This window comes from Chamaesiphon sp. (genome assembly GCF_041738855.1).
Classification (GTDB): Bacteria; Cyanobacteriota; Cyanobacteriia; order Cyanobacteriales; family Chamaesiphonaceae; genus Chamaesiphon.
In genome coordinates this window covers 1-10,290 of sequence record NZ_JBGSPA010000066.1, presented here as the reverse complement: position 1 = coordinate 10,290, position 10,290 = coordinate 1, and the positions used below count along the sequence as shown (strand labels likewise).

Annotated in this window: 8 protein-coding genes; 4 read left to right on the top strand and 4 right to left on the bottom strand. The window is 46.6% G+C overall.

The features are described 5' to 3' along the window. Together ACEW9I_RS06860 and ACEW9I_RS06855 are read right to left on the bottom strand one after the other, a co-directional pair. On the bottom strand, positions 1–472 hold a 472-nt coding region (locus ACEW9I_RS06860), incomplete at its 3' end, for a hypothetical protein (RefSeq protein WP_373539607.1). 124 nt (positions 473–596) lie between these two features. Next, a complete protein-coding gene (locus tag ACEW9I_RS06855) occupies positions 597–1,628 on the bottom strand; it encodes a metal ABC transporter solute-binding protein, Zn/Mn family (RefSeq protein WP_373539606.1) in 1,032 nt (343 codons plus the stop codon). Between the two features lie 281 nt (positions 1,629–1,909). Here ACEW9I_RS06855 and ACEW9I_RS06850 point away from each other — a divergent pair, with 281 nt between their 5' ends. Both ACEW9I_RS06850 and ACEW9I_RS06845 read left to right on the top strand, forming a co-directional pair. Beyond that, on the top strand, positions 1,910–2,911 hold the full coding sequence (locus ACEW9I_RS06850; RefSeq protein ID WP_373539605.1) for a GTP-binding protein: 1,002 nt from the start codon (positions 1,910–1,912) through the stop codon (positions 2,909–2,911). 82 nt (positions 2,912–2,993) lie between these two features. Next, complete coding sequence (locus ACEW9I_RS06845) at positions 2,994–3,551, top strand: hypothetical protein (RefSeq protein WP_373539604.1); 558 nt, start codon at positions 2,994–2,996, stop codon at positions 3,549–3,551. Between the two features lie 276 nt (positions 3,552–3,827). On the opposite strand, the gene ACEW9I_RS06840 is transcribed toward ACEW9I_RS06845, so the two are convergent. After that, on the bottom strand, positions 3,828–4,805 hold the full coding sequence (locus ACEW9I_RS06840) for an alpha/beta hydrolase family protein (protein WP_373539603.1): 978 nt from the start codon (positions 4,803–4,805) through the stop codon (positions 3,828–3,830). Positions 4,806–5,248: 443 nt separating this feature from the next. Here ACEW9I_RS06840 and ACEW9I_RS06835 point away from each other — a divergent pair, with 443 nt between their 5' ends. After that, positions 5,249–7,930: a glucosidase gene (locus ACEW9I_RS06835; protein ID WP_373539602.1), complete on the top strand. Its 2,682-nt coding sequence runs from the start codon at positions 5,249–5,251 to the stop codon at positions 7,928–7,930. Between the two features lie 59 nt (positions 7,931–7,989). Next, on the top strand, positions 7,990–8,472 hold the full coding sequence (locus ACEW9I_RS06830) for a gluconokinase (protein ID WP_373539601.1): 483 nt from the start codon (positions 7,990–7,992) through the stop codon (positions 8,470–8,472). A 507-nt stretch (positions 8,473–8,979) separates the two neighbouring features. On the opposite strand, the gene ACEW9I_RS06825 is transcribed toward ACEW9I_RS06830, so the two are convergent. Then, positions 8,980–10,140, bottom strand: a complete 1,161-nt coding sequence (locus tag ACEW9I_RS06825) for an RtcB family protein (protein WP_373539608.1) — start codon at positions 10,138–10,140, stop codon at positions 8,980–8,982. Positions 10,141–10,290: the final 150 nt, after the last annotated feature.

Below are 10,290 nucleotides of genomic sequence, written 5' to 3'. Positions count from 1 at the left end.
GTCCAAAGGCGGGATTGCGCTCGAAGTCACCTGTAAAAGTCCCTGTTGCTCCAAAAATTACTTGTCCTTCTAGTTTGGTGTTCAGTGAGAATTGATTGGGTACTGGAGTTTCTGTTTTAGGGGCTTCGGCTGGTGCTGTCGGTGCTGGGGGTGAGGTAACTGCTGGTGCGGGTGGAACTGGAACTGCTGGCTCTGGTGGGGTGGGTGGTGTCTGGGTAAGTTCTGTTTGGGGTGAAGTTGAGGCTTTAATTTGTGTTTTTATGACTTTTCGCTTGACTTTTTGCTTTTGACGTTGCTTTTTCTTGGCAGCAATTAGCAGTTTAGGACTAAATTGAGTGAGTGTAGCTGTCGCTGATTTTGGTGTAGTTGTAATTGAATCTGCCGCTTGAGCACCAGTTACTAGTAGTAAAGTGGCACATAATCCGCTGGCAGTGATTGTCAGCCAGTTTAAGTATTGGTTTAAGTTGTTCATTTCGATCGTTTTGAATTGTAAAAATGCTATTCACTGTTATTTTAAGAAGCAATTCTCTAAGAGAAAATCGCTTGTTTTGAGTCAAGTTCGATTCAATGCTCGGAGTGAAACCGTACAAACGATCTTATTTGGCCGCAAATGGAGTAAATTTACCACCCAAACCTTCGACGATCGTTTGAGTGTTGGAAATTAACATTTTCTGATAAGTTTCACCTGGACTACCAGCTTCCCCCAATCCGTCAACATAGAGTTCCTGCTCTGCTACTTTCACTTTAGCTTCTTGAGCGATCGCCGTAATTAATTTAGGATTAAGAGTCAACTCGGCAAAAATCGTCGGTACTTGAGCTTTCTTAATCTTGCCAACAAGTTCCTTTGCTCTAGCGGCATTGGGCTTTTCTTCCGTACTCAATCCTTCCAAAGCATCAACCGGAATCCCATAAGCTTGGGAGTAATATCCCAGGGCATCATGAGTGGTAAACAACACCTTTTTGGCAGCCGGAATCGTAGCGATTTGAGATTTTATCCACGTGTCGATTTGCCCGAGTTCTGTAGTTATTTTTTGGGTATTTTGTTGGTAAGTTGCTGCTTGAGCTGGTACTAATTTCTCCAAGCTAGCCGCGATCGTTTCGGCAATTTTGATGCCATTTTGAGCATTATTCCAGACGTGTGGATCGGTGGTACTTTTACCATCTTCTTCAAATTTCAGCGGCTGAGTTACAGCAACTTCATGTACGGCTACTTTTGGAGCTGGATTAGATGTTGCTGTAATCGCCTTAGTAAGATCTGGCTCAAAGTCATAGCCACCATACAGGACTAGTTTAGCGTCTTCGATCGATTGTCTGGCTGCTGGTGTCATTTTGAAGACATGAGGGTCGCTACCAGGAGCCAGCAAGCATACTACATTCACAGTGCTAGCCGCAATTTGTTTGGTCAAATCGCACAATACGGTATTCGTTACAACTACTTTCGGGTTACTCTCTGTACTTACGGGCGTGGTTGCTGGAGTTGCGCTCGTGGTGGAGCTAGCTGCATCTGTGGGCTGTTTGCTGTCGGGTGTCGTGCATCCAGCTAGCAGTCCGATTGTCAATAGTGATGATACCAGCCAATTACGGCGGAGTGGTAGTTTTGAATTTGAGCGACGAGGGCTAATTTTCACGATCTGTTAAATTGGTAATGTTGTGGGCGAGTTGCTGATGCAGTAGCAGGTGAGGGGCAAACTCTATGCAGCAAATCCATGATAGAATGAGAATCGTTATCGCCGCAAACAAGAGCATTCTAAAGGGTGGAGTAGCTTGCTGTCAATTGGATCGGTCGGCTAGCATCCACTTAAATACTTACCACCAATATGCTGTAACACTTATTTAAAACTTAATTTAATAATCTGCCTAAAGTCACAATTAATCAGATTGCCAAACCACTCATCAGGGTAAAATACTCATGGTAAATACTTTAGATAATCCACACACAACCGTTCCAGTAACTGTCTTAACTGGATATTTAGGCGCAGGGAAAACTACGCTACTCAATCACATCCTGACCTACGAACATGGTAAAAAAGTAGCGGTTATCGTCAACGAATTTGGCGAAATCGGCATTGACAATCAACTAGTAGTCAGCACCGACGAAGAAATTTTTGAGATGAATAATGGCTGTATTTGTTGTACGGTGCGTGGTGACTTAGTGCGGATTATTGATAAATTAATGCGGCGGCGCGACAAATTCGACCATTTAGTAATTGAAACCACGGGACTCGCCGATCCCGCACCAGTAATTCAAACATTTTTTGTCGATGAAGATGTTCAGCTTCATACCCGATTGGATGCAGTAGTTACCGTAGTAGATGCCAAGCATATTCAACTTCATTGGGATGCAGATGAAGCTCAAGAGCAGATTGCTTTTGCGGATACGATTTTGATTAATAAAACCGATTTAGTTACTGCTACGGAGTTGGACGAACTCGAACGTAAAATTCGCAAAATGAATGCGATGGCGAAGATTTATCGGACTGAAAATGCCCAGGTTGATATGGATGCCGTCTTAGAAGTTGGCGGCTTCGATCTATCTCATGCCCTGACGATCGATCCCGATCTGTTGGGCGAAGAAGCTCACGTCCATGACGAGTCAGTAAAATCTGTTGCCTTAGTATTGTCGGGGGCGATGGACATCAATAAAATTAATGATTGGTTGAGCGATCTGTTACCAAACCAAGGCCCAAATATCTTTCGGATGAAAGGGATTTTAAATATCCAAGGGCAAAAAAATCGGTTTGTATTCCAGGGTGTACACATGCTGTTTGATGGTAAACCCGATCGCGAGTGGCGGGTGGATGAGCAACGGAAAAATGAGTTGGTTTTTATCGGGCGAGATCTCGATGAGGCTAAATTACGCGCAGATTTTACTAAATGTTTGGCAACAGGGATTGGATTTGGGAAGAAATAACCGCTATGCTGGATCGAGCGATCTCAAGTCGATCGGGCGATGTTGTTAATACAAGTAACTCAATTTACAGATGCTGGTGAAGATGCCAAAAATAATCGCTGTGCTAGCTGTCTGGATTGCTTATTTAGGATCGGGTGTGGCAATTGGGCAGGAAGTGGACGCAACCGTAGGCGGCGCGGGTGAATTCCCTCCGCCGTGGGAGAATCCTCCAGCTACAGGAAGGTCGGTTCCGAAGATTTACGTTTCTGAATGGAAGAAAGCAGAGAATCGAGATCGATGCCAGCCCCTCGTGCTACTGGGTGCAGAATGGGAGCCAGGGGTAAAGACTCGGCGGGCAGAATTTTCAGGAGGTTGGGCTGTTGCCTACGATCTCCCAGGCGAACGGAGTGCCTTTGGAATCGCGGGAACTGGGTTAGATTTAGACCGGAATGGAGCGACATTTAAGTTTCCCAATACGATAACTTGGGCTGAAGGTAGCTCCGTCAGTTATGGTCTTCAAGGAGGTACTGGGCCTGGTTATCTGGCTTATCTGAAGGTTTCTGGACAAAGTTGTCTGTACAACATTTGGTCGAAGCTGGGCAAGGTTCATCTCGAATATTTGATATCGAGCCTTCGTCAAGTCAAAGTTTGGTCGAGATAAGTCCCAGTTCTATGAATACGATCGATCGCACTGTTGTCATCTCAAATACCGATGGTAAGGTGGTGATGATTACTGAATATTAGATCGCGATCGATCTGGGCGATTTCCAGGGTATGCTAGCGGAAACCGATCGCCATCTGCGGGGGATTTCAGTCGAACAGTCGATCCCGATGCTCGGTCGAGTCGATCGGATGACGCCGATTGGGGTCAGAAGGGGATCTAGTGAAGTTTAAATTCATATTCCAAGTTCGGCGAGACGCGATATCCCACCCCAAACTATTTTCGCTCTAATCTGGCGATCGCCGGATGTTTGGATACTAACAGTCGATCGAGAGCTGCGATACTTTGTACTTGGCAACGGACATGACTATCGATAAATAAGCCGATTGCCTCAGCAATTAAATCTCGACTTTGCTCATCTGATTGAGTCGCTGGAAAATCTAAGTAAGCAGTCCCGATGGTCGGATCGACAGGATCGGCGATCGTAAAGTGGTTTGCGCCCTCTACTAACAGTAAATAGCGATCGCGATCTCCACCTGTCATCGCCTGGAATGTCCGCTCGATTGGGGTGGTTGGGCGTTCCCCTATCACTCCATACAAAGAGCTATTACTCGCAATTACACCATCACAGGTACCCCCGATTAACATCATCGGTAACGCATCGGGAAGGGCTAAAATCGTCCCAGCAGCATAACCTAATTGGACAATTGCCGCTGTATGAGCACCATAACTAAAACTAGCGATAACTTGCGGATAAAAACTTGGATTGGCACTTTCGATCGCGACTCGCCCACCAGCAGAATGCCCACCTAAAATCACCCGTTCTAAGTCCAGTAAGCCTGCTAAAACTCCCTGAGAGTTTAATTCCATTAAACCTGCTAATAACGCTGGTAGAGCCGAGGCTGTAGGTGCCGTACCGTAAATATTTGGAGCCAGATTTTTTAGTTCCACACCAGGCGTTAGAGCTACCATCCCTGGCAAGTTTTCCGCAATCCAATTGAAGGTGACTACTACCAGTCCTCGTGCTGCTAATTTCACAGCCAACCATCGATATGAATCTGCTCCACAGTTGATGCCGCTGAAAAAGATAACGACAGGGAAAGGAGCCTGTTGAGGATCGGCGGGTAGGTTGCCCATTTCCTGTGTTAAGGGACGATCTGACATCCCTGGATAGAAAACCTGGAGCTGGATCGTGTCATAAGGCGTGACGGCATCGGCGACCTTAACGGTATGAAACAGAGAGCGAATACTCATATCTTAATATTTTTAACCTAATCCAAAAATCTAAATTATGACTTATAAATATGGGGAAATTATGAGCAAGGGGGAAATATAGAATTGGCAGCAAAGAGTGCCGTTTCCCCCAAGTCATCAAAAATCTACTCGAAAACAAATCCGCCATGACTAAACAATCGATCTTCGTTAAGATCGGCACAACAAGCCTAGTTTTCCCAGCAAGGTGGCAGCAAAAAATCGCTGATTAAGAAGCTTGCGCCCTAATGATTTCCGCCTTATGGCAATCGATCGCGAACGGTTAAGACATGCAAAAATCCTTAAAACCCAGACCCCCGACTTCTTAAACTCGACTTAAAGGAGTCGGGGATCTGTCCGCAGCGATCTAGCAACAGCGATAGCAGCCAATTTTCCCAATAGTGAAATAGCGACCCTAAATACTCGATCGTCCTGAGAGGAACAGCATGACAGCAGAACAAGACCGATTGACAGCAGCTACTCGACGCGAGCAGGACTGGAAACGTTGGGGCACCTATCTCTCAGAGCGGCAGTGGGGGACGGTACGCGAGGACTACTCAGCCGATGGTTCGAGCTGGGATGCATTTTCGCACGATCGAGCGCGTAGTCGGGCTTATCGTTGGGGTGAAGATGGCTTGTTGGGTTTGTGCGATCGCAAGGGTCGGCTATGTTTTGCACTGGCATTGTGGAATGAACGCGATCCGATTTTGAAAGAGCGGCTGTTTGGCTTGAGCAATAGTGAAGGCAATCACGGAGAAGATGTCAAAGAATGTTATTTTTACCTCGATGCCACGCCGACACATTCTTATTGCAAAGCACTATATAAATATCCCCAAGCTGAGTTTCCATACGCCCAACTGGTTGCCGAAAACCAGCGGCGCACTCAGCAAGAACGGGAATACGAACTGCTGGATACAGGAATCTTTGACGAAAATCGCTACTTTGATGTGGGCGTGGAATATGCCAAAGCCAGCCCCAACGATATCTTAATTCGCGTCACGATCGTCAATCACAGTTCCGAACCCGCGCCGCTACACGTATTACCCACACTGTGGTTTCAGAATACCTGGTCGTGGGGACGCACAGGCGAAGGCTATGAATCGAAACCGAGGATCGATCGAGATGACACGGGATTAGTTGCCGAGCATTCAACTTTGGGACAATTCCATTTAGTCGCCGAACCGTTACCAGGGGATCATGCGGTGAAGCTCCTGTTTACCGACAATGAAACGAATACCGATCGCTTGTACGGTACGCCCAATGCCAATCCGTATGTCAAAGATGCTTTTGGCTCATATCTGATCCAAGGCAACACAGCAGCAGTAAACCCAGCAGAGCATGGCACCAAAGCGGCGGTTCACTATCCCTTACAGCTTGCACCAGGAGAAACGATCGTCTTAAAATTGCGACTGTTCGACCAAGAGAATGCACCAGCAACTGCTTTTGGTGAGGAATTCGATCGGATCTTCGAGCAGCGAATTCAGGAAGCAGATGCTTTTTATGCCCAAATCCCTGGGAACTTGAAATTTGAGGAACACCAGGTGGTGCGCCAAGCCTGTGCTGGATTGCTGTGGTCGAAACAGTTTTATTATTATGGCGTTGCCGACTGGTTGGAAGGCGATCCTACCCATTCTGCCGATCCCAAACGCAAGGGACTAAATCACGACTGGGCGCAGCATTTGTACAACCGCGATGTGATTTCCATGCCCGATAAATGGGAGTATCCTTGGTATGCCACCTGGGATCTGGCTTTTCACACGATCCCACTTTGTAAGATCGATCCCGATTTTGCCAAGGGGCAGCTCATTTTGATGCTGCGCGAGTGGTATATGCACCCAAACGGTGCCATACCAGCCTATGAGTATGGCTTTTCGGATACCAATCCTCCGGTACATGCCTGGGCATGTTGGCGCGTGTACAAGCTCACAGCCCCCCAAGGACAGCGCGATCGCGTTTTCCTAGCGCGCGTATTTCAGAAATTGCTGCTCAACTTTACCTGGTGGGTAAATCGTCAAGACACTGCTGGCAAAAATATTTTTGCCGGGGGCTTTTTGGGAATGGATAATATTGGCGTGTTCGATCGATCTCATCCGTTGCCGATCGATGGACAATTAGAACAAGCCGATGCTACTGGCTGGATGGCGTTTTATTGCAGCACGATGTTATCGATGGCACTGGAGCTAGCCACCGAAGATCCGGCGTATGAAGATGTGGCTTCCAAATTCTTCGAGCACTTTATGGCGATCTCTAGTGCGATTAATACCTTTGATGGCACTGGACTATGGGACGAACAGGATGGCTTTTATTACGATCGCTTGCGGCGTAATGGCGTAACTGATGGTGGTGAGGGATCTGTACCGCTCAGGGTGCGATCGCTGGTAGGATTGCTGCCACTCCTCACAGCACAAGTTATAGATCTATCCGTGATGGAGGCGTTACCAGCTTTCTCCAAACGAATGCGCTGGTTTTTAGAGAATCGTCCAGAGCAAGCTCAACAAATTTCTTGTCTGCGGGAAGATCCTCAGCACGCGCGGCGATTGCTCTCGATTCCCACACACGATCGGTTCTTGAGCGTGTTGCGCTACCTGCTAGATGAAAATGAGTTTCTATCGCCTTATGGGATTCGATCGCTCTCAAAAGTGCATCAAGACAACCCATATTCATTTTGGGCAAACGATCGCGAATATCGCGTTGAATACACACCTGGTGAATCGACAAATGCCATGTTTGGTGGCAATTCCAACTGGCGCGGCCCGATCTGGTTTCCGCTGAACTACCTCATTATCGAAGCCCTCGAACGCTACTACTACTTCTATGGTGACTCCTTGCAAGTAGAGTGCCCCACCGGATCGGGGCAGCAGATGAACTTACAGGAGGTCGCACAGGAAATTAGTACTCGCTTGGGTCAACTATTTGTACCAGACGAACGGGGGCATTGTCCCTGGCAGGGTGACCAAATGCGCTACAGCACCGATCCTCATTGGCAGAACTTAACGCTGTTCAATGAATACTTCGATGCCGAAACCGGGCGGGGTTTGGGAGCCAGTCACCAAACTGGCTGGACGGCTTTAGTCGCTCGTCTGACTCTGGGCAACCGGATTGGTATTGCTGTGTCAGGTAGTCATTAGACAGTTGATAGTTGATAGTTGACAGTTGACAGCGAAGTTGTGAGAAGTGAGGTCATAAAATGGTGATTATTGTCATGGGAGTCTCTGGTTCTGGTAAGACGACGATCGGTAAAATGCTGGCGGAAGCGATGCGCTGGCAATTTAGTGATGCTGACGATTTTCATTCAGCCGCAAACATCGAAAAGATGAGTCATGGGATTTCATTGACCGATAGCGATCGATTACCTTGGCTCCAAACGTTACATCAAGTCATTAGCGAATGGCTCAAAACAAATACGAACGCGATACTTGCCTGTTCTGCCCTAAAGTCCGAATATCGTCATTTGCTCCAACCCACCGATGAGGTGAAATGGGTTTACCTTGACGGTTCATTTGAACTGATTCAACAGCGGATTCGAGCACGGCACGGACATCCCATCAAGGAATCTTTACTCCAAAGCCAGTTTGATGAGTTAGAAGTCCCAGAAGATGCGATTAATGTAGATATTTCTGGGACTCCAGAGGCAAGTGTTCGACAAATTAGCAACAACTTGTCCATTTAAGTTCTTGATTGAGAATATTTAAGGTAATTATTCAATTGGTGATTTAGCACTTGATAGTGGCTTAATTCTACAAATACACATTGGAATGCGACTTGCATTAAATTCTTTTAATAATATTTATAATATGATATTATCAGTTCGTCCAATTTTTCATTTTTTAAGTTTAGAGCCATCAATTGTGGACGGTACTCAATCTATTTTTGATAACAATAGCCTTGAATTATCTGAACGAGGCATTCAAATTAAAGGATTAACATTAGACCTCTTGCGTGAATCATTTTTTGACATGAGTTTCTAACAGTTTGAGATTGCTCATTTGCTATTCACGCAAGAGGTCTATTAAGTGTAGTGACCGATAGCGATCGATGGAAGGTCTAAACAATCTACGAAGCTCTCAACTGTCTGCTTGTCTTGTCTCGCTAAACCCTCGGCAGAGCCTACGTATCGCGAGCCGCTGGTGCAACACATGTGCCAGGTATCCTCCGCCTGAACAGCATCCGCAACTGTTTACCCTTTGATACAGACTACCTGCTTGAGGGTGGCGACGACGGTGACGAGATCGGCTTGATTTGCCATGACTCGATCGATCTGTTTGTATGCCGCCGGAATCTCATCGAGCAGCTCGGCATCCTTGCGACATTCTACGCCGCTAGTTTGAGCGATGAAGTCATCAAGAGTATAGGTGTTTTTTGCCATCGATCGAGACATGATGCGCCCCGCACCGTGAGAACAACTACAGAAGCTATGGGCGTTACCTTTGCCTTGGACGATGTATGATTTGGTACCCATCGAGCCAGGGATGATGCCATAATCATCCACTTGGGCGCGCACTGCACCTTTGCGAGTCACATATACTTCCTCACCAAAATGCACTTCTCGTTCAGCATAATTATGGTGGCAATTGATGGTGAGTAGCGGTTTCATTTTTTTACCACCATTGAGATGTTGCTCGATGACACGCATGAATCGGGACATCATCAGCTCGCGATTGCGACTAGCGTATTGCTGTGCCCATTGGAGATCGCGCCAGTAAGCGGCAAATTCGGGCGTACCTGCGACAAAATAAGCCAAATCGCGATCGGGTAAACTCAGATCGGCTAACTTGGCGAGATCTTTGGCTGTATCGATATGGCACTGCGCCAATTTATTACCGATATTGCGGGAGCCAGAATGCAACATCAACCAAACTCGATCTTCAGTATCGATACAAACTTCGATGAAGTGATTGCCCCCACCAAGCGAACCGAGTTGCTTGATGGCTTTATTTTCCAACCCGCGCACACCTTTATGCAATTCTTGAAAACCCTGCCAGCCTTGCCAATTGGTCGCTGCTTTAGAAATTTCTTGATTTTCTTCAAAGCCAACTGGGATTTGTGCTTCTAGATCGAGCCGAATTTTTTTGAGTTTGCCATCCAATTTCTCCCCCCTAAATGGTGTTTGGATTGCCATCATCCCGCACCCAATATCGACACCCACAGCCGCCGGAATGACGGCATCTTTAGTCGCGATTACCGAGCCGACTAATGCCCCTTTACCCATGTGGACATCTGGCATGAGGGCAACATGCTTGAATACAAACGGCAGAGATGCAACATTCTTTGCCATTTTGGTTTCTTGTTTTGCCAAATCGTGTCCCGCCCATGATAAGACGGGCGTGGGAGTATCGATTTCTAGTTGTTGATAACCTGAGTTCGATGAAGTTTTGTCTCCTCAAACTCAGGCATTTCAACACTTTTAGGCTAACAGCAGAATTTTTTCAATTTTTGGCACATTAAAATCCACCATCAATATCATTAATAGTTGAAAAAACATTGATTT